Genomic DNA, 23,109 nt, shown 5'->3' with positions numbered 1-23,109 from the left:
GCAAGGAAAATGCGGGACAAAAGGTTACTGGAGCGCGTCAAGAATACGGAACGCGGCATCTACACGAGCTGGGTTGGGATAGCTTTTATTCGCCAGCATCACGATGCCGAGATCTTTTTCCGGAATAAAGGCCACGTAGCTGCCAAATCCGCCGGTGGATCCGGTTTTATGTACCCATGATGCTTTCACGGCAGGCGCAGGCGGATTAATTTCCACCGCAGTGGCCGGCGCCAGCGCCACTTTATTATCGCTGCCGGTCACCACCGTTTTCGCCTTCACCGGCCAGTTCAGCATTTCCCAGCCTAAGCCCTGATACATCTCACCGATCTGCCAGTAGCGCGATTGAGCAAGCGTAATGCCCTGCTGCAGTTTTTGATCGCTTACGGTTGCCGGATTCATGTTGGCCTGCACCCAGCTCGCCATATCCTCAATCGTGGTTTTAACGCCGTAGGCTTCTGCATCTAGCTGGCCAGGCGAAACGTGAACCGCTTTGCCGTCGCGATAGCCCCAGGCGTAATGCTGCTGTTCGCTCTCAGGTACGGTCAGCCAGGTGTGATTAAGTTTCAGCGGCTGGAGTACGCGCGTGGTCATGGCCTGTTCAAAGCTCATACCGGAGGGTTTGACCGCAAGCGAACCAAACAGGCCAATGCTGGCGTTCGCGTAAAGACGCTTTTCGCCGGGCGACCACTGTGGCTGCCAGTTTTGATAAAACGTCAGCAAGGCAGCCCGATCGGTCACGTCATCAGGCACCTGCAACGGCAAACCACCCGCCGTGTAGGTCGCCAGATGAAGCAGGTTAATGTGCTGCCACTGCTTACCCGTCAGCTCAGGCCAGTATTTTGTCACAGGATCGCTCAGGCGAATTTCGCTGCGCGCGATGGCATCGCCGCCCAGCACACCGGTGAAGGTTTTGCTCACGGAACCCAGTTCAAACAAGGTTTGCTGAGTGACGGGGCGGTTAGCTTCTATATCGGCTTTACCCCAGGTGAAGAAGTGAGGTTTGCCCTGGTAAATCACCGCGACCGCCATCCCTGGGATAGCCTGCTCCTGCATGAGCGGGGCAATGGTGCGGTTAACGATGTCGGCCAGCTGTTTGTCTGTCACGGGTGCCGCGAGCGTTGAGAATGACGCGCTGAGCAGTAACGCACAGCAAAGTGATTTTTTCATCTGAGCATCTTCCATAAAAAAAGCCCGCCGGAAGGGCGGGCCGGATGAAGACGCACAATATCAAATTGTGACGATAGCAACCAGGGTGACAACCGTCAGAATGGTTGCCAGACCGTAGAACACCCACTTGCCATTTGGCACGTGGATTTTCAGGTCATGCATGGCGTGGTGGATGCGATGCAGCCCCAGCCAAAGCGGCAGAACAATCATCAGGAAGATAAACACGCGGCCAATAAAGCTGCTGGCGAACGCAAACACGCGGTCGTAGCCCAGCGCATCGCCAGGGAACAGCCCCAGCGGCAGCAAGATCGCTACCAGCAGGATGATGACCGGTGCGACGATGGCGCTCCACATGCCGCCTGCACCGAACAGGCCCCAGAATACCGGCTCGTCAGAGCGTTTTGGATTGGGATTAATCACTCAGGCCTCCTTACCAGAACAGTGCCACAAACAGAACGACCACAGTCACCACTGCAGTCACCGCCCAAAGCCCTTTAATGACAGGCTCCGGTCCCATTTTCTCGCCTTTCACGATGATGTTTGCTGCTTTCGGCGCCAGCTCAAACCAGGTTTTCGTATGCAGCAGCGCGGCGGCGAGCACGATCAGGTTCAGGATCACCACGATCGGGTTTTGCAGGAAGCCCACAAAACTGGCCCAGGTTTCCGGGCCGTGCTTCAGCGCGAAAAGGCCGTACATCAGTTCAAGGCTGAACCAGACCGCGGGAACCGCCGTGCCTTCACGCAGCATATAGAAGCGATAAAACGGCAGTTTCTTCCACCAGGTGGCTGGCATTGGCCGCACGTAGGCTTTGCGTTTAGTCGTCATCATGCACTCCTTAGCGTGGTTTCAGGGTGGCGATAAGAAAGTCTTTCGAGCTTTCCACTTTACCCTGCTGAATAGCGGCGGCCGGGTCGACATGCTTCGGACACACTTCCGAGCAATAGCCCACAAAAGTGCAACTCCACACGCCGTTCTGGCTGTTCAGCTGCGCCATACGTTCTTTCTTCCCGTGGTCGCGGCTGTCTTCGTTATAACGGTGTGCCAGCGTGATGGCGGCCGGTCCGATAAACTCCGGATTCAGGCCGAACTGCGGGCAGGCGGCGTAGCACAGACCGCAGTTGATGCAGCCGGAGAACTGATGGTATTTCGCCATCTGCGCCGGGGTTTGGGTGTTTGGACCCTGATCCGGCGTGCGTGGGTTGCCAATAATATACGGCTTAATCGCTTCCAGACTTTCGATAAAGTGGGTCATATCGACCACCAGATCGCGTTCAATCGGGAAGTTACCCAGCGCTTCAACCTTCATGCCCTTGGTGTACTCGCGCAGGAAGGTTTTACAGGCCAGTTTTGGCACTTTGTTGACCATCATGCCGCAGGAGCCGCAGATAGCCATGCGGCAGGACCAGCGATAGCTGAGGTCGGGTGCCAGGTTATCTTTGATGTACCCGAGCGCATCCAGCAGGGAGGTCTGCTCATCAAAAGGCACGTCGTAGAAAGCGCTGTGCGGTGCGACGTCCACTTCCGGGTTGTAGCGCACCACTTCAATTTTCAACGTCTGCATCTCAGCCATTCGCCTTCTCCTTCTTATCGGCTGCTTCCGCTTCTGCCCCATACACGCGTTTTGCTGGTGGCAGCGTGGTAATTTTCACGTCGCTGTAATCCAGACGAGTGGTACCGTCCGCGTCGCGATAAGCGAGGGTATGCTTGAGGAAATTCACGTCGTCGCGTTCGGTACAGCCTTCGTCCAGACGCTGATGCGCGCCGCGCGACTCTTTACGCGCCAGAGCGGAGTGCGCCATACATTCGGCAACGTTCAGGCCGTGGCCCAGTTCGATGGTGTAGAGCAGGTCGGTGTTAAACACGCTGGAGGTATCGGTAATGCGCACGCGTTTGAAGCGATCCTGGAGTTCCGCCAGCTTATCGACGGTTTTCTGCATCAGCTCCGGCGTACGGTAGATGCCGCAGCCTTCTTCCATGGAGAGTCCCATTTCGTCGCGGATTTTCCCCCAGTTTTCCGTCCCTTCCTGGTTAACCAGCGCTTTCAGGCGTTTTTCGACATCCACCACCTGCGCGTCCAGCGCAGCGCTGTTGGCTTCACCGGCGGAAGCAGCACGCTCCATCGCACGCTCACCCGCCATACGACCAAACACCACCAGTTCTGCCAGCGAGTTAGAGCCGAGGCGGTTGGCACCGTGCAGGCCGACGGAAGAGCACTCCCCGACGGCAAACAGCCCTTTGATGCGTGTTTCGCACTGCTGATCGGTTTCGATACCGCCCATGGTGTAGTGCGCCGTTGGACGCACTGGAATCGGTTCTTTCACCGGGTCGACGCCAACGTAGGCTTTCGCCAGTTCGCAGATGAACGGCAGACGCTCCAGCAATTTCTTCTCGCCCAGATGGCGCAGGTCGAGATAGACCACATCGCCGCGCGGCGTGGAGATGGTGTTACCTTTGCGCCATTCGTGCCAGAACGCCTGAGAAACTTTGTCGCGCGGACCGAGTTCCATGTATTTGTTTTTCGGCTCACCGAGCGGCGTTTCCGGGCCCATGCCGTAATCCTGCAGATAGCGATAGCCATCTTTGTTGACCAGAATACCGCCTTCACCACGGCAGCCTTCCGTCATCAGAATGCCAGAACCCGGTAGACCGGTTGGGTGGTACTGCACGAACTCCATGTCGCGCAGCGGAATGCCGTGGCTAAGCGCCATGCCCATGCCATCACCGGTGACGATCCCGCCGTTGGTGTTGTAGCGATAGACGCGGCCTGCACCGCCCGTCGCCATCACTACCGCATTGGCGCGAATCTGAATCAGCGTGCCTTCCATCATGTTCATCGCCACCAGACCACGGGCATGCCCGTCGTCAACCAGAATGTCGAGGACGAAGTGTTCGTCGAAGCGTTGAATTTGAGGGAACTGAAGGGAGGTCTGGAACAGGGTGTGAAGCATGTGGAAGCCGGTTTTATCGGCGGCAAACCAGGTGCGTTCGATTTTCATTCCGCCGAAGCGGCGCACGTTAACGCTACCGTCCGGACGGCGACTCCACGGGCAGCCCCACTGCTCCAGCTGGGTCATTTCCGTCGGGCAGTGATGGACAAAGTAGTCAACGACGTCCTGTTCGCAAAGCCAGTCGCCCCCTGCAACCGTGTCGTGGAAATGGTATTCGAAGCTGTCATGATCCTGCGCTACGGCGGCGGACCCTCCTTCTGCGGCAACCGTGTGGCTGCGCATCGGATAGACTTTTGAAATCAGTGCGATTTTAGCGGTTGGATTCGCTTGTGCTGCAGCAATCGCAGCCCGTAATCCTGCGCCGCCAGCACCTATAACGACAAGATCGGCTTGAAAAGTTTGCACGACATTCCTCCAGATTTTTGTTTTTTCGCAACGTGTGACCTGACAGGTTCCACTTGCCACAAGGGCGGTTGCGAATGCGTTTCCACTGCTCCTTTATGGGTAAAACAGTATAACCGTATGGATGTGGGGGAAATTTGACGCGTTCGATTTTTTTGCTGTTAAGTCCTGGGATTTATCACCGTAATTGATGGATTGCGTCACGGAATTTAGCGGATTGCTGAATCGAGAAAATTTACTGTGCAAAATTTGTCTCTCTCCCCGCTAACGAGTAGACTTCGTGCCCTTGTCTGAATCCGGAGAAAATTCCCATGAGCGAAACGGCCACCTGGCAGCCGAGCGCAACCATCCCTAACCTGTTAAAACGTGCAGCAATTATGGCAGAAATTCGCCGCTTCTTTGCTGACCGTGGTGTACTTGAGGTGGAAACGCCGTGCATGAGTCAGGCAACGGTAACAGATATTCATCTGGTCCCGTTTGAAACCCGTTTTGTCGGTCCAGGTCACTCTCAGGGGATGAATCTGTACCTGATGACCAGCCCGGAATATCACATGAAGCGCCTGCTGGCGGCGGGCTGTGGCCCGGTGTATCAGCTGTGCCGCAGCTTCCGCAATGAAGAGATGGGGCGTCACCACAACCCAGAATTCACCATGCTGGAGTGGTATCGCCCGCATTACGACATGTACCGTCTGATGAACGAAGTGGACGATCTGCTGCAACAGGTGCTGGAGTGCGCCGGCGCTGAGACGCTCTCTTATCAGCAGGCTTTCCAGCGTCATCTGGAAATCGATCCGCTGTCCGCGGACAAAACGCAGCTGCGTGAAGTGGCGGCAAAGCTGGATCTGAGCAACGTCGCGGATACGGAAGAAGATCGCGATACCTTGCTGCAACTGCTGTTCACCTTTGGCGTAGAGCCGCAGATTGGTAAAGACCGCCCGACTTTTGTCTATCACTTCCCGGCAAGTCAGGCGTCGCTGGCGCAGATCAGCACCGAAGATCACCGCGTTGCCGAGCGTTTTGAGGTCTATTACAAAGGCATGGAACTGGCGAATGGTTTCCACGAACTGACCGATGCCCGCGAACAGCAGCAGCGCTTCGAACAGGATAACCGCAAGCGTACCGCGCGCGGCCTGCCGCAGCAGCCGATTGATACCCATCTGCTGGAAGCATTAAAAGCCGGTCTGCCGGACTGCTCCGGCGTAGCGTTGGGCGTGGATCGTCTGGTGATGCTGGCGCTCGGCGCCGAGCAATTAGGCGATGTGATTGCGTTTACGGTTGATCGCGCCTAGATAAGCAGTAAAAACCCTCTCTCGAGAGGGTTTTTTTATGTGTGCCCTTCTCCTGAGGGAGAGGGCGGGTGAGTGCATCAGACCCTACTTACCTTACAAACTTCCCGCCGGGCGCTTGCGCGCCGCAGACGTCAACGTTCTTCCCGTTTTACGCCCATCAAGTGTTTCCAGACGCATCTGGAACGGTGGGAATGGCATATCAATACCGTGCTCGCGGAACCCGGCCAGAATCAGCTGGTGGATTTCATGACGCAGCGGCATACGGTGGCCCATCTCGGCGGCGTAGATACGCAGTTCGAAAATCTGAATCCCCTGCTGCAAATCGACCAGGAACACTTCCGGTGCCGGGTTATCGATCACCAGCGAACAGCGCTCGGCAGCGGTGTACAGAATTTGTGTCACCTCTTCGCTGTTAGCATCTGATGGCGCGGGAACGGTCAGCACCACGCGCGTCACGGAGTCGGACAGCGACCAGTTGATAAACTGCTCGGTGATAAACGCCTTGTTCGGCACGATGATCTCTTTGCGATCCCAGTCGCTGATGGTAGTTGCACGGGTGTTGATCTTGGTGATGCTGCCGGTCAGATCGCGGATCGTCACGGTATCGCCAATGCGGATGGGTTTTTCGAACAGGATGATCAGGCCGGAGATGAAGTTGGCGAAGATCTCCTGCAAACCAAAGCCCAGACCGACACCCAGTGCCGCGACCAGCCATTGCAGTTTGGACCACTCAATCCCAATCATCGAGAAGCCGACCAGCCCGCCAAACAGCAGAATCAGGTATTTGGTAATCGTAGTGATGGCATATCCGGTGCCGGGGGTGAGATCCAGATGCTGTAACAGCGCCAGCTCCAGCAGAGCAGGGAAGTTACGCACCAGTTGGGTGGTAATGATCAGCACCAGAATCGCAATCAACACCGCACCCAGCGTAATTGGCTCAAGGCTTTCGACGCCCTGCACCGTAGATGTGGCATCCCACAGAGAGATGTTCTCAAGGAAGCCAAACGCCGAGTGGATCTCCGACCACAGTACGATCACCGACAGCAGCGCGATGAGCATCAGGATGGAGCGCACCAGGCGCAGGGACTGGGTACTGATGGCATCCAGATCCAGTTCAACTTCGTCCACTTCCGTTGTGCCTTCAGTGCTGCTGGTGCTGTGCGGATCGTCTTCGCCACGCGCACGTTGGGCGAGGATTTCGGCGCGACGATGTTTGGCGCGGTCAAATGCCAGACGGCGACGCTGAATCAGCATCCAGCGGCGGATAATGTGATACACGACCAGCAGCAGGAACCAGATCGCCACCGACGTTTCCAGACGGGCAAGCAGAGCCTGGGCGGTTGCCAGATACCCGACTGCAGCGGCAAGAATCGCCGCCAGCGGAGCGCTGAGCAGCAGGTTCCACAGCATGCGGTTCACCATGTTTTCGCCGCTGCCGGTTTTGTCGACATACAGCGGAATTCCGGCTCGTTTCAGGCTCAGGGTTACCATCGCCAGCGCGCCGCAGATCAGCATAAAGCACAGACGTCCGAGGGAGCCGGAAAACTCACGGTCGTTGAGATTATCGAACATAATGAGCGCCATAATCAGCGGCACGATAAGCCCGATACTCATCAGGTAATAGCGCATCGCCCGCGTCACGCGCTGGCGTGGCCAGGCGAAGTGGGCGATAAACAGCCCGTTTGGCCGGGCAAAGGTCGCGCAAATCATCACCACCCACAGCAACGGCACCGTGGCCGTCACGCCATCGCCAATCGCTACGGCGAGCGGATACGGCCAGGCTTCTCGCAGGCCATAGCCCAGCGTCATCCACAGCACCGGCAGCGGGGACGCCACCAGAATCGACCAAAACACGGTGCGCAGCGTGAGCCAGAAGTGGTCCTGCGTCACTTTCCCCACCCGGGCGCTGGAACGCTCCAGGAAACGGGTGAAGTGCCTGCGCGAGTAAATGCTAAAACCAACCAGAATCAGCGCGCCGAGCAGCGGGAAAATCGTCTCTTTGCTGGTGAGGATCATCACGCCCGCTTTGCCCAACTGACCAAAAGTATCCAGCGAAATCAGGCGGCGCAGGTCTTGCACAAGGTCAATCGGCCAGGAGATGCTCATCGGGCGCACGTCAGAGGTCCAGAACAGATAGCGGTGCGTGGCTTCGTTCACCTCTTTCAGCGCGTCTTCCAGCTGGCTGTTGGAGACTTTCAGCTTGGTCAGTTCCAGAATCAGCGTGTCGCCGCCCTGCAGCAGAGAGTTCAGCAATTCGCGCTGAGTGCGCAGCTGAGCGTCGAGAATGCGATTCTCTTCGCTGGTCAACGGCTCGCCATCGGCCTGATGCTGCTGACGGACTTGAGACTGTTTGTTGAGAAGATCTTCATAACGCAAACGCTGGACGCGCAGCTGCGCCATTTCCGTGTCCAACTGCTGCGGCTTAGGCATCTCCGGCAGACGCGCTACCTGAGCGCGTAAGGCTTCGCCCAGCAAATTCGATGAGCCCAGCCACTGGGACTGTTCGCGCAGGGTGTTCAGCGCCTGACGCACCTGTAAGGTTTGATTGGTCGCCTGGCGCTGCTGCGAGGCCACCAGATCCATCCGCTGGGCCTGCTGGTTCAGGGCAGCGGACAGCTCGCGGTTAATCTTGAACTGCGCCACGATCCCCGCCGGGAGATTTTCGCTGTTTTCTGCCAGCAGTTCGGTGCTCTCCAGCGCGCGTTCTGCCTCGCGCTGACGCTGGCTGTTAAGCTGATTTCGCAGGGCTTGCAGATAGGTATCGAGCTGCTGGCCCTGTTTCTGTGCCAGTTCGGAACGCATTCGCGCCAGTTCCTGACGGTTATTGGCAGACAACTGGGCCAGCTCAAGCTCATCGACCAGGGCTTTCAGTTTGGCCGATTCGGCCTGCAGGCTGAGATTTTGCGGATTATTACCGGGCTGGGTGCCGATACGACGCTCGACTTCGTTCAGCTGGCGGCGAGCATCGGTTTGCTGTTGGGGCAGTTGGCTGAGCGAATCTGCGATTTCACGCGCCCGTTCTTGCTCCTGCTGCGCCTGACGGCTTTTCTCCAGCAGCTGGCTGCTGACCTGCAGGATTTCCTGATTCAGGGCGTCCGTCGTCATGCCCGAGGGAACGTTACGCGGCTCATCGCGTAAATTATTCAGCTGCGAGCGGAGCGTTTGGGAGAGTTTGGGAAAGTTATCGATAACCTGCTGATATTGCTCTGCGCGCTCGAGGGAACCTTTACGTTCCTCAAGCGCGTTCAGCGCGGCCTGGAGCTGCTCAACGGCTTCCGGCTGGGCGGGTTTGGCCGCCTTTGCCTGCTCCAGTTCTTGAGAGATCTGTTTGGCATCAGGGGCTGTCGCTGCGTACGCCCCTGTACTGAGGCACCAGGCCATCAGAAAAATGATAATCGGGCGCACTTCAGTAACCCCTTTGGTTAGCCTTGGTCGTTCTTGTCGTCAACCAGCGGACTGGCGTCGTGTTCGGCTTTAATCTCTTCTTCTGCCAGTGGCGCTGGCTCGACTTCTGGTGTCACGAAGGTTTCCGTCGAGATAGCCAGCGGCTGACCAATTTTAGTCACGGACAGGCTTTGCAGAGAATCCACCAGATTCACTTTACCCGGCGCGAACAGGTTGATCACGGTAGAACCCAGTTTGAAGCGACCCATCTCCTGGCCTTTCAGCAGGGCAATAGAGCCTTCGTTTTCGCCAGCCGGCCATGTCCAGCGTTTGATTACACCTTCGCGTGGCGGCGTGATGGTGCCAGCCCAGACGGTTTCGATGCTGCCAACAATGGTAGCACCCACCAGAATCTGCGCCATTGGACCAAATTCAGTATCAAACAGGCAGATGACGCGCTCGTTACGGGCGAACAGGTTCGGGACGTTTTGCGCCGTCAAATGGTTCACGGAGAACAGATCGCCCGGCACGTAAATCATCTCACGCAGGATACCGTTGCACGGCATGTGTACGCGGTGATAGTCGCGCGGCGAGAGGTAGGTGGTGACAAATGAGCCGTTGCGGAACAGGTCTGCCATCAGGTAGTTACCTGCCAGCAGGGCTTCCATGCTGTAGTCGTGGCCTTTGGCCTGCAGGATTTTGTCTTCTTCGATTTTGCCAAGCTGGCTTATCACGCCGTCTGCCGGCATCACCAGCACATTCGGGTCGGTGTTCAGCGGACGAACGTCATCACGCAATGGGCGGACAAAGAAATCGTTAAAGGTGCGGTAGCTGGCGGTGTCCGGCTTCTGCGCCTCTTTCATGTCGACCTTGTAGTATTTAACGAACAGATCGATAACCAGCTTAGTCAGCCAGCCCGCTCGTTTGCTCGCGCCCCAGCCCGCCAGGCGGGTGAGCCATAGTTTAGGCAGAATGTATTGAAGCGAAAGTTTGAATGAGTTTAACAAGGTAGCCTCCAGGCCATTGTTTTGTCGTTCCTGATCCGGCTTCACAGCGCCGGAACCTGAAAAAAGGGGACGATTTTAGCGACGCTTAGCTTAGTTGTCAGTTATCAGAATCAGAAAAGTTTTTACGCGTTTTTACCTGGTCCATGCTTTCGAGGATGCGGTGATAGTTGTAGAAACGGGTTTCGGCAATTTTCCCGTTTTCAACCGCTTCACGAATGGCGCAGCCAGGGTCGTTGTCGTGTTTACAGTCGCGGTATTTGCAAGCGCCTAAATAGTCATGGAATTCGACAAATCCATTGAAGATTTGTTCCGGCTCAAGGTGCCACAAACCAAATTCACGCACCCCTGGGGAGTCAATGACATCGCCGCCGTGTGGGAAGTGGTACAGGCGCGAGGCCGTGGTGGTGTGCTGACCCAGCCCGGAGTTGTCGGACACATCGTTGGTCAAGATCTCTTCCTGCAGCCCCAGAAGATTGTTTAACAGGCTGGATTTCCCCACGCCAGACTGGCCCGCAAAGATGCTGATGCGGTCGGTGAGCGCCTCTTCAAGCGGTTTCAGGCCATCTTTCTTGTGGCTGGAGACCATCAACACGCGATAGCCAATATCACGGTAGATGTCCATTTGCTCGTTCACAAATGCCATACCCTCGTCATCCAGCAGATCGATTTTGTTGAGCACGATCAGCGGCTCAACGTCCAGCGTTTCGCAGGCCACGAGATAGCGGTCGATAATATTGAGCGAAAGCTCAGGCAAGATCGCCGATACAATCACGATCTGATTGATGTTGGCAGCGATCGGTTTGACGCCGTCGTAGAAGTCGGGGCGTGTCAGAACGGACGTGCGCTCATGAACCGCTTCGACGATCCCTTTTACGTTGACACCTTCGGACGCCGCTTTGCCTGGACGCCATACCACGCGGTCACCGGTCACCAGTGAACGGATGGTGCGACGAATGTTGCAGCGGTGGACGCTACCGTCGGCGGCTTCCACATCGGCGTGCATGCCGAAACGGCTGATTACCATGCCTTCGGTTGTTTCGCCAAACAGGTTGTCGTCGTAATCGGGTTTCTCCGAAGTGGTCTTAAGACGGCGCTGATGGTTGGCACTCACACGGCGCTGTTGCCCTTTGGAGAGTTTATTTTTACTCAATCGTGCTGACTCCTGGTCGCCCGTATCGGGCAAAACCTCTATGATACACACTAATTAATACTAGTTAACCTGCTACTGCCGGTTATGCGAGAAGGGTGGAAAATAACATGAGCGCGGATGAAAACAACCTGATATGGATTGATCTTGAAATGACCGGTCTGGATCCCGAGCGCGATCGCATCATTGAGATCGCAACGCTGGTGACCGATGCCAACCTGAACATTCTGGCGGAAGGCCCGACCATTGCGGTACATCAGTCTGACGAACAGCTGGCGCTGATGGACGACTGGAACGTGCGCACCCATACCGGCAGCGGGCTGGTAGAGCGCGTGAAAGCCAGCACTCAGGGCGATCGCGACGCGGAGCTGGCGACCATTGAGTTTCTGAAACAGTGGGTGCCTGCCGGTAAATCACCGATCTGCGGTAACAGCATCGGGCAGGATCGCCGCTTCCTGTTTAAGTACATGCCGGAGCTTGAAGCCTATTTCCATTACCGCTATCTGGATGTGAGCACCCTGAAAGAGCTGGCGCGTCGCTGGAAACCGGAAATTCTGGATGGCTTTAAAAAGCAGGGCACCCATCAGGCGATGGACGATATTCGTGAGTCGGTGGCTGAGCTGGCGTATTACCGCGAAAACTTTATTAAGTTGTAAGTTTGCTGCCCGGCGCGCTTGCGCAGCCGGGTTTTTGCCGTTAAATTGTGCAGCTTGCCGATTAATTAGGCACTTGAACAGGATTTCAAAAAAATCGCTTTCAGGGGGGTTGCAGCTAAAAGGATTTCTCGTATAATGCGCCTCCCGTAACGACAGAGAATTACACGTTACGACAGCAACAAATTTTTGCGGGAATAGCTCAGTTGGTAGAGCACGACCTTGCCAAGGTCGGGGTCGCGAGTTCGAGTCTCGTTTCCCGCTCCAAATTTGAAAAGTATCGCAAGATGTACGCACCACCCAAGCGGGAATAGCTCAGTTGGTAGAGCACGACCTTGCCAAGGTCGGGGTCGCGAGTTCGAGTCTCGTTTCCCGCTCCAAAATTTGAAAAGTGTCGCAAGACACGCACCACCCAAGCGGGAATAGCTCAGTTGGTAGAGCACGACCTTGCCAAGGTCGGGGTCGCGAGTTCGAGTCTCGTTTCCCGCTCCAAATTCTTCTTCATACCCAGTTTATCCACAGCGAAGTGCTTCGTTGGGGACGCTTTCTTTTGTTTCTGACAAACTCTTGTGAACAGAGTTATCCACAGATCCCACTATTTTGCTAAAAGACCAAAAACCTTCGCAGGGTGAACGGTATATTCATAACCAATTGAATATAAAGCTAAAAATATCATTTCAAAATGTTATTGAGATCTCTTGACCTCTCTGCAAAGCCCGATGGTTGCTGACTTCATGATTTTATTCACAGGCTGTGAATAGTTCAGGCGTCGCGAACTAGCCCCTTTTCGATCACTCTCACCAGACGTTTTTTCTGAGGTAATTGCACCTCGACTACACAGGCGTTTCGCTTCTCAATTTGCTGCGCAATCGCCCATTCTATGTGTTCGTCGAGAAGTGGGTGCTCACCTCTGCGCTTTTCAAGCGCCTGAATATTGGCCTCGTCCCAGGGAGCATTTCCCAGCGCAACGGCAATATTTCTCAGCCAGCGCAGATGGCCGATACGGCGAATCGCCGAACCTTCGGTGATCCTGAGGAAATACGGTTCGTCCCAGGCAAACAGCTCCGTCAGTTTCGGCGCATGTAACGCTTTGCGGGGACTAAAATCGTCTTCATCCGTGAGCTGCGAGTAGCGATTCCAGGGGCAGATGAGCTGACAGTCGTCACAGCCATAAATTCGATTGCCAATCAGCGGGCGGAACTCTTCGGGGATCGCCCCTTCCAGTTCGATGGTGAGATACGAGATGCAGCGGCGTGCATCCACGGTGTAAGGCTCGACAATCGCTCCTGTCGGGCAGATGGTCATGCACGCCACGCAGCGACCACACCCTTCTTCGACCGGGCCGTCGACCGGCAGCGGCAAATCTATTAGCAATTCACCGAGAAAGAAGAATGAGCCTGCGTCGCGGCTGAGGATAAGTGAGTGCTTACCTGTCCAGCCAAGCCCGGCTTTTTCAGCGATAGGGCGCTCAAGAATAGGCGCAGAGTCGACAAAAGGTCTAAAATTCAGCGAGCCGCAGTGCTGCTGGATAGTTTCCCCGAGTTTTTTTAAGCGGTTACGCAGAAGCTTATGATAATCACGCCCAAGCGCATATCGGCTGACGTAACCCAGAGAGGGATCTTTCAGCGTGCGGGCAAACGCCGCGTTAGCGGGGAGGTAGTTCATGCGAACGCTAATGACGCGCAGGGTACCCGGTAAAAGCTCGTGGGGCCGGGCGCGCATCATCCCGTGACGCGCCATCCACTCCATTTCGCCGTGGTATTGTTTGTCCAGCCAGGCCTGCAGTTTTGGCTCGCTCGCGGAAAGGTCAGTATCGGTGATACCGACTTTCTGAAAGCCAAGCTCAGCGCCCCATTGTTTAATGTTTTGCGCTAATTGATTGAGATCGAGGGGCTGTGACATGACGGACCATACGGTGAAGAAAATCCCCGCAAGTATACCACATTCCATTTGGCCTGCGGATGACCTGCGACGCGCTGAAAAAGAGGCGGCCGATAGCCTGGGCATTACCCTGTATGAGCTGATGCTTCGCGCGGGCGAAGCGGCGTTTCGCATTGCGCGTGAAACCTATCCGCACGCCACTCATTGGTTGATTCTTTGCGGGCACGGCAATAACGGCGGCGATGGCTACGTGGTGGCCCGACTGGCCGCCGCCGCTGGCCTGAATGTAACCCTGCTGGCACTTGAGAGCGACAAACCTTTACCAGAAGAAGCGAGCGAAGCCCGGGACGCCTGGCTAAACGCCGGTGGCGTGATCCATGCTGCGGATATCGTCTGGCCAGAGGGTATCGATCTGATTATTGATGGTTTACTCGGCACCGGGCTGAGCCAGGCTCCGCGCGACAACGTTGCGACACTGATTGAACATGCCAACACCCATCCCGCTCCCGTAATCGCACTGGATATTCCTTCGGGCTTGCTGGCGCAAACGGGCGCGACGCCTGGCGCGGTGATTCACGCCATGGCTACCGTGACCTTTATCGCCCTTAAACCTGGATTGTTGACCGGCAAAGCGCGCGATGTGGTGGGGGCGCTTCACCATCATGCGCTCGGCCTGGATAGCTGGCTTGCGGGCCAGGAGACGTCGCTTTCCCGTTTTGATGCTTCCCAGCTTGCGCAGTGGCTGCCGCCGCGCCGTCCGACGTCCCACAAAGGCGATCACGGAAAACTGGTGGTCATAGGTGGCGATCACGGCACGGCAGGGGCGATTCGCATGACCGGAGAGGCCGCTCTGCGGGCGGGCGCGGGTCTGGTGCGAGTGCTCACTCGCATCGAAAACATTCCGCCGTTAATTACCGCTCGCCCTGAACTGATGGTCAGCGAACTCACGCCGCACTCTCTCGAAGAGAGCCTGGCCTGGGCAGACGTGGTGGCGATAGGCCCGGGGCTGGGTCAACAGGAGTGGGGCAAAAAAGCGCTACAGAAAGTCGAGAATTGCCGTAAACCGATGCTGTGGGATGCCGACGCGCTGAACCTTCTGGCAATCAATCCTGATAAACGTCACAATCGCATCCTGACGCCACACCCCGGCGAAGCCGCGCGGCTGCTTAACTGCAGCGTCGCAGAAATTGAAAGCGATCGCTTACTTTCTGCGCAGCGTCTGGTAAAACGTTATGGGGGTGTTGCGGTTCTGAAAGGGGCAGGCACGATAGTGGCCTGTGAATCTGGCGCGTTGGGCATTATCGACGCGGGCAATGCGGGAATGGCAAGTGGCGGAATGGGCGATGTGCTCTCCGGCATTATCAGCGCGTTGCTTGGACAGAAACTTACCCCTTATGATGCAGCTATTGCAGGCTGCGTGGCGCACGGTGCCGCCGCTGACAGAGTGGCGGCGCAGTACGGAACGCGCGGCATGCTGGCCACCGATCTTTTTGACACGCTGCGGCGTGTTGTTAACCCGGATGTGATTGACGTAGAAAATGACTAATCGTGTGATTGCTTTACCCGACGAGCAGGCAACTTTGGATCTCGGCAAGCGCCTGGCACTGGCCTGTGACGGTGCCACCGTCATCTATCTGTACGGTGATTTGGGCGCGGGTAAAACCACCTTCAGCCGGGGTTTTTTACAGGCGCTAGGCCACAAAGGGAATGTAAAAAGCCCGACCTATACCTTGGTCGAACCCTACACGCTCGACAATCTGATGGTATATCACTTTGATCTTTACCGTCTTGCGGACCCAGAGGAGCTGGAATTTATGGGTATCCGTGACTATTTCGCCAACGATGCCATTTGCCTGGTGGAGTGGCCGCAACAAGGTGCGGGTGTGTTGCCTGACCCGGATGTCGAAATTCACTTAGATTACCAGGCGCAAGGGCGTGAGGCACGCATCAGTGCAGTTTCCTCATCAGGCTGTTCCTTGCTGGCTCGCTTAGCCAGCTGAATGAAGGGATAACGGGATGATTAATCGCGTTAAAGGTTGGTTGTTGGCCGCCACGGTGCTGCTGTGCGCGCAGGCCGGTGCGGCGAGCTTATCGGACATTCAGGTGTCCAACGGTGATGCGCAGGCGCGTATCACCTTCAGTTTTATGGGCGATCCCGATTACGCCTTTACCCAGGTCGATAAACGTAGCGTTGCGCTGGATATCAAACAGACCGGCGTGATCCAGGGGCTACCGCTGCAGTTTAGCGGGAATAACCTGGTGAAAAGTATTCGCTCCGGCAATGCAAAAGATCCTCAGTCCCTGCGTCTGGTGGTGGATCTGACGCAAAACGGCAAAACCCGTGCGGTGAAGCAGCAAAATGGTGCCAACTACACCGTGGTCTTTACCATCAATGCCGATGTTCCGCCGCCGCCCCCTCCGCCGCCAGCGCCCGTCGTGGCACAACGTGTAGAGCAGCCGGTGGTCGCGCCGCGTCCTTCTGAACCGGCGCGGAATCCGTTCAAAGCGCAAAACGATCGTCTTACCAGCGTCACCAGCAGCAATACCGTGACACGTCCTGCGGCGCGCGCCCGTGCGGTGTCGTCCGATGAGAGAGTGATCATTGCCATTGATGCCGGTCACGGCGGTCAGGACCCAGGCGCGATTGGGCCGGGTGGTACGCAGGAGAAAAACGTCACAATTTCGATTGCGCGTAAGCTGCGGGCGTTGCTGAATGACGATCCGATGTTTAAAGGTGTCATGACCCGCGACGGCGACTACTTTATCTCCGTGATGGGGCGTTCCGACGTGGCGCGTAAGCAAAACGCCAACTTCCTGGTGTCGATTCACGCGGATGCCGCGCCGAATCGCAGCGCGACCGGTGCATCGGTGTGGGTGCTGTCAAATCGTCGTGCGAACAGCGAAATGGCGAACTGGCTCGAGGAGCATGAGAAACAGTCTGAACTGCTCGGCGGCGCAGGTGACGTACTGGCGAACAGCCAGTCCGACCCGTACCTCAGCCAGGCGGTACTGGATTTACAATTCGGCCATTCTCAGCGCGTCGGGTATGATGTGGCGACGAACGTGATTAGCCAGCTTCAGCGCGTCGGTGCGATTCATAAACGCCGTCCTGAGCATGCGAGTTTAGGGGTGTTGCGCTCACCGGATATCCCGTCGATTCTGGTCGAAACCGGCTTTATCACCAATAACGGCGAAGAGCGCCTGCTGGGCAGCGACAGCTATCAGCAGCAAATTGCCGATGCGATTTATAACGGTCTGCGCAACTATTTTGCCGCGCATCCGCTCCAGTCAGCGCCACAAGGGGGCGCGGGTCAAACCGCCAGCGCCGCCCTGCCTGGCGACATGAGCGCGACCAACTAAGGAGAGATCATGCCGATTCAGGTTCTGCCGCCGCAGCTTGCGAACCAAATCGCCGCCGGCGAGGTGGTGGAGCGTCCTGCATCGGTCGTGAAAGAGCTGGTTGAAAACAGTCTTGATGCGGGAGCCACCCGCATCGATATTGATATTGAACGCGGCGGCGCCAAACTTATCCGCATTCGCGACAACGGCTGTGGGATTAAAAAAGACGAGCTGGCGCTGGCGCTGGCGCGTCACGCCACCAGTAAAATTGCCTCTCTCGACGATCTGGAAGCCATTATCAGCCTCGGTTTTCGCGGCGAAGCGCTGGCCAGTATCAGCTCCGTTTCGCGTCTGACGCTCACCTCCCGCACCGCCGAACAGCAGGAAGCCTGGCAGGCATACGCGGAAGGGCGCGACATGGACGTGACCGTCAAACCCGCCGCGCATCCGGTGGGCACCACGCTGGAAGTGTTGGATCTCTTTTACAACACCCCGGCGCGGCGCAAGTTTATGCGTACCGAAAAAACCGAATTCGGCCACATCGACGAAATCATTCGCCGCATCGCGCTGGCGCGTTTTGACGTGACGATCAACCTGAGCCACAACGGCAAAGTGATGCGCCAGTATCGCGCCGTTGCGGAAGGCGGGCAGAAAGAGCGTCGCTTAGGAGCGATTTGCGGGACCGGCTTCCTGGAACAGGCGCTGGCAATTGAATGGCAGCACGGCGATCTCGCGATGCGCGGCTGGGTGGCCGATCCAAAATCCATGAACGCGGCGTTGGCGGAAATCCAGTATTGTTACGTCAACGGTCGCATGATGCGCGATCGTCTGATCAACCATGCGATCCGCCAGGCCTGTGAAGATAAACTCGGCGCGGATCAGCAGCCTGCGTTTGTTCTCTATCTTGAAATCGATCCGCATCAGGTGGATGTCAACGTGCATCCTGCCAAGCATGAAGTGCGTTTCCATCAGTCGCGTCTGGTCCATGATTTTATCTATCAGGGCGTGCTGAGCGTTTTACAGCAGCAGGCGGAACCGGTATTGCCGCTGGAAGAAGAGAGCGTCGCGCCGCGTCCGATCCCGGAAAACCGCGTGGCGGCTGGCCGTAACCAGTTTGCAGAACCCGCCGTTGCCCGTGAACCCGAAACCCCGCGCTATTCCCCGACCAGCCCGGCGCCGCGCCCGAGCGGGGCGAATTACCCTCATGCCCCGGGTTATCAAAAGCAGCAGGGTGCGCTTTATAGCAAATTGCTGGATACTCCAGCCGTAGAGCGCAAAGAGCCCGTGGCGCCATCGGCCCCTGCGCTGGAAGGCCACAGCCAAAGTTTTGGTCGGGTGTTAACCATTGTTGCGCCGGATATGGCGCTTATGGAGCGTGACGGGAAACTGGCTCTGCTGGCGTTACCGGTTGCGGAGCGCTGGCTGAAGCAGGCGCAGCTGACGCCGGGGGCAAATGCGGCATGTGCTCAGCCGCTGTTGATTCCGGTTCGGCTCAAAATTTCAGCGGACGAAGCCGGCCTGTTAAACCGTGCGAAAGCGCTGTTGGCGGAAATGGGCATCGAATTTGTGTTAGAGGCGCATCATGTGACGATTCGCGCGGTGCCTTTACCCTTACGCCAACAAAATTTACAAAACTTGATTCCTGAACTGATAGGCTACCTGGCGCAGCAAACGACCTTTGATGCCACCAATACCGCGCAGTGGATCGCCCGTCATTTAGCGAGTGACCATCATCCGTGGACTATGGCGCAAGCCATTACCGTATTGGCCGAAGTTGAACGTCTTTGCCCTCATTTGGTCAAAGCACCGCCGGGTGGTTTATTACAACGTGTTGATTTAGATTCGGCGATGAATGCCCTGAAAAATGAGTGATGTGAGTAAGGCGAGCCTGCCAAAGGCGATTTTTTTAATGGGCCCAACGGCCTCGGGTAAAACCGCGTTAGCCATTGAGCTACGTAAAGTTTTGCCAGTAGAGTTGATTAGCGTCGATTCCGCCCTTATTTATCAAGGGATGGATATCGGCACGGCGAAGCCAGACGCAGAAGAACTGCGCGCGGCACCGCACCGACTGCTGGATATTCTCGACCCGTCGCAGGCGTACTCCGCAGCGGATTTCCGCCGCGATGCGCTGGCGCAAATGGCCGAGATCACCGCAGCGGGCCGGATACCGTTGTTAGTTGGCGGGACCATGCTCTACTTCAAGGCGCTGCTGGAAGGGTTATCACCCTTGCCATCCGCAGACCCTGAAGTGAGAGCCAGAATTGAGCAGCAGGCGGCAGAGCAGGGATGGGGCGCGTTGCACAAGCAGCTGGAGGAAATTGACCCGGTTGCCGCAGCACGGATTCATCCAAATGATCCGCAAAGGCTTTCCCGGGCACTGGAAGTTTTTTTCATTTCGGGTAAAACTTTAACGGAACTGACGCAAACGTCAGGAGAGGCTCTGCCGTATCAGGTGCATCAGTTCGCCATCGCCCCGGCGAGCCGTGAACTGCTCCATCAACGAATTGAGCAGCGTTTTCATCAGATGTTAGCTTCAGGTTTTGAAGCAGAAGTGCGGGCGCTATTTGCTCGCGGAGATTTGCATACGGACATGCCTTCCATTCGTTGTGTCGGATACCGCCAGATGTGGTCATACATTGAAGGTGAGATCTCATACGATGAAATGGTTTATCGAGGTGTTTGCGCCACCAGACAGTTAGCGAAACGCCAGATAACCTGGTTGCGCGGTTGGGACGGTATCCACTGGTTAGACAGTGAGAAACCAGACCAGGCGTACAATGAAGTTTTACAGGTTGTGGGTGCTATCGCAGACTGAATGTGTACAATTAAGTCGTATCGTGCGCAATTTTTCAGAATCGCAAGGTTCTAAGTACATAACAAGCATATAAGGAAAAGATAGAATGGCTAAGGGGCAATCTTTACAAGATCCGTTTCTGAACGCATTGCGTCGTGAACGTGTTCCAGTTTCTATTTATTTGGTGAATGGTATTAAGCTGCAAGGTCAGATTGAGTCTTTCGATCAGTTCGTGATCCTGTTGAAAAACACGGTCAGCCAGATGGTTTATAAGCACGCTATCTCTACTGTTGTTCCGTCTCGTCCAGTATCTCATCACAGCAACAACGCTGGCGGCGGCACCGGTAGTAACTACCATCATGGCAGCAACGCACAGGGCTCTTCTGCTCCTGCGCAGGACAGCGAAGAAACCGAATAAGGTAACGGGCTGTTTTTCCACACGGGGAGCCAGGTTTCTGCGTTCCCCGCTGATTTATTTTGAGGATAATACGCTTGTTTGACCGTTATGATGCCGGCGAGCATGCGGTACTGGTACACATCTATTTTACGCAAGACAAAGATATGGAAGATCTCCAGGAGTTTGAAGCTCTGGTCTCTTCCGCCGGTGTCGAAGCATTACAGGTGATTACCGGTAGCCGTAAAGCGCCGCACCCAAAGTTTTTTGTTGGTGAAGGTAAAGCAGTCGAAATTGCGGAAGCCGTAAAAGCAACCGGCGCGTCCGTCGTGCTGTTTGACCATGCGCTATCTCCGGCTCAAGAGCGTAACCTGGAAGCCCTGTGCGAATGTCGTGTTATCGACCGTACCGGACTGATTTTAGACATTTTTGCTCAACGTGCACGTACCCACGAGGGGAAATTGCAGGTTGAGCTGGCGCAATTGCGTCATCTGGCCACGCGTCTTGTGCGCGGCTGGACCCACCTTGAAAGGCAAAAAGGCGGGATTGGTTTACGCGGTCCGGGTGAAACCCAGCTCGAAACCGACCGTCGATTGCTGCGCGGCCGTATTACCCAGATCCTCTCACGTCTGGCAAGAGTTGAAAAACAGCGTGAGCAAGGACGTCGTTCGCGAACCAAAGCTGACATCCCAACGGTGTCGCTGGTGGGGTATACCAACGCCGGTAAATCCACCCTGTTTAACCAGATCACTGAGGCTAAGGTTTATGCCGCAGACCAGTTGTTTGCGACCCTTGACCCGACGCTGCGTCGCATTGACGTTGCGGATGTGGGTGAAACAGTGCTGGCGGATACCGTAGGGTTTATTCGTCATTTGCCACACGATCTGGTGGCTGCGTTTAAAGCCACATTGCAGGAGACGCGTCAGGCGACGCTGCTGCTGCATATCATCGACGCTGCGGATGTTCGCGTGCAGGAAAACATCGACGCGGTGAATACCGTGCTCGAAGAGATCGACGCGCACGAGATCCCAACGCTTCTGGTGATGAACAAAATCGATATGCTGGACGATTTCGAGCCGCGTATCGACCGAGATGAAGAGAACAAACCGATTCGGGTCTGGCTTTCTGCTCAGACCGGTGTCGGTGTGCCACTACTTTTCCAGGCTTTGACAGAACGTCTTTCTGGTGAGGTGGCTCAGCACACGCTGCGTCTGCCGCCACAGGAAGGCAGGCTGCGCAGCCGGTTTTATCAGCTTCAGGCGATAGAAAAAGAGTGGATGGAGGATGACGGCAGCGTGGGGATGCAGGTGCGTATGCCGATCGTTGACTGGCGTCGCCTCTGTAAACAAGAACCTACGCTGGTGGACTACGTCGTCTGACCAGATAAAGGTGCACGAGCCTGAAAATTCGCCCTTGCATAACAAATATGGAGCATATACATGGCGTGGAATCAGCCCGGTAATAACGGACAAGACCGCGACCCGTGGGGAAGCAGCAATAATCAAGGCGGCAACTCTGGGGGAAATGGCAACAAAGGTGGTCGCGAGCAGGGGCCTCCTGATCTGGACGATATCTTTCGCAAGCTGAGCAAAAAGCTTGGTGGTTTCGGTACAGGTAAAGGTTCTGGCTCGGGTGGAAATTCCACTCAGGGTCCGCGCCCGCACATGGGTGGCCGCGTAGTGAGCATTTTTGCTGCTGCCGTGGTCATCATTTGGGCTGCCAGCGGGTTCTACACCATTAAAGAAGCTGAGCGCGGTGTGGTCACTCGTTTCGGTAAGTTTAGCCATCTGGTTGAGCCGGGTCTGAACTGGAAGCCAACGTTCGTGGATAACGTGACTGCGGTAAACGTGGAATCGGTACGCGAACTGGCGGCGTCTGGCGTGATGCTGACCTCTGACGAGAACGTGGTGCGCGTTGAGATGAACGTGCAGTACCGCGTCACCGATCCGCAGCACTATCTGTTCAGTGTGACCAGCGCCGACGACAGTCTGCGTCAGGCTACCGACAGCGCCCTGCGTGGCGTGATCGGTAAATACACCATGGACCGTATCCTGACCGAAGGTCGTACCGTTATTCGTAGCGATACCCAGCGCGAGCTGGAAGAGACCATCCGTCCGTACAACATGGGTATCACCCTGCTGGACGTCAACTTCCAGGCCGCTCGTCCGCCGGAAGAGGTCAAAGCCGCCTTCGATGATGCAATTGCCGCGCGTGAAAACGAACAGCAATACATCCGTGAAGCTGAAGCTTACACCAACGAAGTTCAGCCTCGTGCTAACGGTCAGGCGCAGCGTATCCTCGAAGAGGCGCGTGCGTATAAGACTCAGACCATCCTGGAAGCCCAGGGTGAAGTGGCTCGCTTCGCGAAGCTCCTGCCGGAATATAAAGCTGCCCCGGAAATTACCCGTGAGCGTCTGTATATCGAGACCATGGAGAAAGTGTTGAGCCACACCCGTAAAGTACTGGTGAACGACAACAAAGGTGGCAACCTGATGGTGCTACCGCTGGACCAGATGCTGAAAGGCGGTAATGCGCCTGCGGCAAAGCAGGATAACAGCGGAGCAAACAATCTGCTGCGTCTGCCTCCGGCATCCAGCAGCAATTCCAGCGCCAATACCACGTCTTCTTCAAGCGATGGTGACATCATGGACCAACGCCGTGCCAACGCACAGCGTAACGACAGCCAGCGTCAGGGGGAATAAC

19 protein-coding genes and 3 tRNA genes are annotated in these 23,109 nt (G+C 56.1%); 13 read left to right on the top strand and 9 right to left on the bottom strand.

The window, feature by feature from the left end:
- Positions 1-24: 24 nt before the first annotated feature.
- Genes ampC through frdA form a run of 5 tightly spaced genes read right to left on the bottom strand, consistent with a single transcriptional unit; the run spans position 25 to position 4,521 of the window.
- Positions 25-1,167, bottom strand: a complete 1,143-nt coding sequence (ampC, locus tag F153LOC_RS11895) for a CMY2/MIR/ACT/EC family class C beta-lactamase (protein WP_102104642.1) — start codon at positions 1,165-1,167, stop codon at positions 25-27.
- 60 nt (positions 1,168-1,227) lie between these two features.
- Positions 1,228-1,587: a fumarate reductase subunit FrdD gene (gene frdD / locus F153LOC_RS11890; protein WP_102104428.1), complete on the bottom strand. Its 360-nt coding sequence runs from the start codon at positions 1,585-1,587 to the stop codon at positions 1,228-1,230.
- A 10-nt stretch (positions 1,588-1,597) separates the two neighbouring features.
- Positions 1,598-1,993 (bottom strand): fumarate reductase subunit FrdC, encoded by a 396-nt coding sequence (frdC, locus tag F153LOC_RS11885; RefSeq protein WP_100777909.1) that lies wholly within the window; start codon positions 1,991-1,993, stop codon positions 1,598-1,600.
- Between the two features lie 10 nt (positions 1,994-2,003).
- On the bottom strand, positions 2,004-2,738 hold the full coding sequence (locus F153LOC_RS11880; protein WP_100777908.1) for a succinate dehydrogenase/fumarate reductase iron-sulfur subunit: 735 nt from the start codon (positions 2,736-2,738) through the stop codon (positions 2,004-2,006).
- A complete protein-coding gene (gene frdA, locus F153LOC_RS11875) occupies positions 2,731-4,521 on the bottom strand; it encodes a fumarate reductase (quinol) flavoprotein subunit (protein ID WP_102104429.1) in 1,791 nt (596 codons plus the stop codon). The genes F153LOC_RS11880 and frdA overlap by 8 nt, the downstream gene beginning before the upstream one ends.
- 308 nt (positions 4,522-4,829) lie before the next feature.
- On the opposite strand from frdA, the gene epmA reads away from it, so the two are divergent.
- Positions 4,830-5,807, top strand: a complete 978-nt coding sequence (gene epmA / locus F153LOC_RS11870) for an elongation factor P--(R)-beta-lysine ligase (RefSeq protein ID WP_100777906.1) — start codon at positions 4,830-4,832, stop codon at positions 5,805-5,807.
- A 93-nt stretch (positions 5,808-5,900) separates the two neighbouring features.
- Here the strand turns inward: epmA and mscM are convergent, their stop codons facing one another.
- The 3 genes from mscM to rsgA form a co-directional block, all read right to left on the bottom strand.
- Positions 5,901-9,212, bottom strand: a complete 3,312-nt coding sequence (gene mscM / locus F153LOC_RS11865; RefSeq protein WP_102104430.1) for a miniconductance mechanosensitive channel MscM — start codon at positions 9,210-9,212, stop codon at positions 5,901-5,903.
- Positions 9,213-9,229: 17 nt separating this feature from the next.
- Positions 9,230-10,198 (bottom strand): archaetidylserine decarboxylase, encoded by a 969-nt coding sequence (asd, locus tag F153LOC_RS11860; RefSeq protein WP_102104431.1) that lies wholly within the window; start codon positions 10,196-10,198, stop codon positions 9,230-9,232.
- A gap of 97 nt (positions 10,199-10,295) precedes the next feature.
- Positions 10,296-11,348: a small ribosomal subunit biogenesis GTPase RsgA gene (gene rsgA, locus F153LOC_RS11855; RefSeq protein WP_102104432.1), complete on the bottom strand. Its 1,053-nt coding sequence runs from the start codon at positions 11,346-11,348 to the stop codon at positions 10,296-10,298.
- Between the two features lie 107 nt (positions 11,349-11,455).
- Between rsgA and orn the strand changes: the two genes are divergently transcribed.
- The 4 genes from orn (at position 11,456) to F153LOC_RS11835 (ending at position 12,490) form a co-directional block, all read left to right on the top strand.
- A complete protein-coding gene (gene orn, locus F153LOC_RS11850; protein WP_100777902.1) occupies positions 11,456-12,001 on the top strand; it encodes an oligoribonuclease in 546 nt (181 codons plus the stop codon).
- 188 nt (positions 12,002-12,189) lie between these two features.
- Positions 12,190-12,265: transfer RNA gene (locus F153LOC_RS11845), tRNA-Gly, on the top strand.
- Between the two features lie 37 nt (positions 12,266-12,302).
- A tRNA-Gly gene (locus tag F153LOC_RS11840) sits at positions 12,303-12,378 on the top strand.
- 36 nt (positions 12,379-12,414) lie between these two features.
- Positions 12,415-12,490, top strand: a tRNA-Gly gene (locus F153LOC_RS11835).
- Between the two features lie 270 nt (positions 12,491-12,760).
- Here the strand turns inward: F153LOC_RS11835 and queG are convergent.
- A complete protein-coding gene (queG, locus tag F153LOC_RS11830) occupies positions 12,761-13,900 on the bottom strand; it encodes a tRNA epoxyqueuosine(34) reductase QueG (protein ID WP_102104433.1) in 1,140 nt (379 codons plus the stop codon).
- Here queG and nnr point away from each other — a divergent pair.
- The 8 genes from nnr to hflK all read left to right on the top strand — a co-directional run bounded on the left by nnr (position 13,899) and on the right by hflK (position 23,108).
- A complete protein-coding gene (nnr, locus tag F153LOC_RS11825) occupies positions 13,899-15,425 on the top strand; it encodes a bifunctional ADP-dependent NAD(P)H-hydrate dehydratase/NAD(P)H-hydrate epimerase (protein WP_102104434.1) in 1,527 nt (508 codons plus the stop codon). The two genes, queG and nnr, sit on opposite strands and share 2 nt — an antisense overlap.
- Positions 15,418-15,879 (top strand): tRNA (adenosine(37)-N6)-threonylcarbamoyltransferase complex ATPase subunit type 1 TsaE, encoded by a 462-nt coding sequence (tsaE, locus tag F153LOC_RS11820; protein ID WP_100777899.1) that lies wholly within the window; start codon positions 15,418-15,420, stop codon positions 15,877-15,879. The genes nnr and tsaE overlap by 8 nt, the downstream gene beginning before the upstream one ends.
- Before the next feature lie 16 nt (positions 15,880-15,895).
- Positions 15,896-17,239, top strand: coding sequence for an N-acetylmuramoyl-L-alanine amidase AmiB (gene amiB / locus F153LOC_RS11815; protein ID WP_100777898.1), 1,344 nt, complete (start codon positions 15,896-15,898; stop codon positions 17,237-17,239).
- A gap of 9 nt (positions 17,240-17,248) precedes the next feature.
- Positions 17,249-19,090, top strand: coding sequence for a DNA mismatch repair endonuclease MutL (gene mutL, locus F153LOC_RS11810; protein ID WP_102104435.1), 1,842 nt, complete (start codon positions 17,249-17,251; stop codon positions 19,088-19,090).
- Positions 19,083-20,033 (top strand): tRNA (adenosine(37)-N6)-dimethylallyltransferase MiaA, encoded by a 951-nt coding sequence (miaA, locus tag F153LOC_RS11805; RefSeq protein ID WP_100777897.1) that lies wholly within the window; start codon positions 19,083-19,085, stop codon positions 20,031-20,033. Before mutL ends, miaA begins: the two co-directional genes overlap by 8 nt.
- An 85-nt stretch (positions 20,034-20,118) precedes the next feature.
- Entirely contained in the window at positions 20,119-20,430 is a 312-nt protein-coding gene (hfq, locus tag F153LOC_RS11800; protein ID WP_006810391.1) for an RNA chaperone Hfq, read from the top strand.
- 74 nt (positions 20,431-20,504) lie between these two features.
- Positions 20,505-21,785 carry a ribosome rescue GTPase HflX gene (gene hflX / locus F153LOC_RS11795; protein ID WP_100777896.1) on the top strand — a complete coding sequence of 427 codons (1,281 nt, stop codon included), beginning with the start codon at positions 20,505-20,507 and terminating at the stop codon, positions 21,783-21,785.
- A gap of 60 nt (positions 21,786-21,845) precedes the next feature.
- On the top strand, positions 21,846-23,108 hold the full coding sequence (gene hflK / locus F153LOC_RS11790) for an FtsH protease activity modulator HflK (RefSeq protein ID WP_102104436.1): 1,263 nt from the start codon (positions 21,846-21,848) through the stop codon (positions 23,106-23,108).
- The last annotated feature ends 1 nt before the right edge of the window (position 23,109 follow it).

The sequence above is a fragment of the Lelliottia sp. F153 genome (assembly GCF_002870005.1).
GTDB classification, from domain to species: Bacteria; Pseudomonadota; Gammaproteobacteria; order Enterobacterales; family Enterobacteriaceae; genus Enterobacter; species Enterobacter nimipressuralis.
The sequence above is the reverse complement of the archived record's forward strand: the minus strand, read 5'-3'. Positions and strand labels throughout refer to the sequence as shown.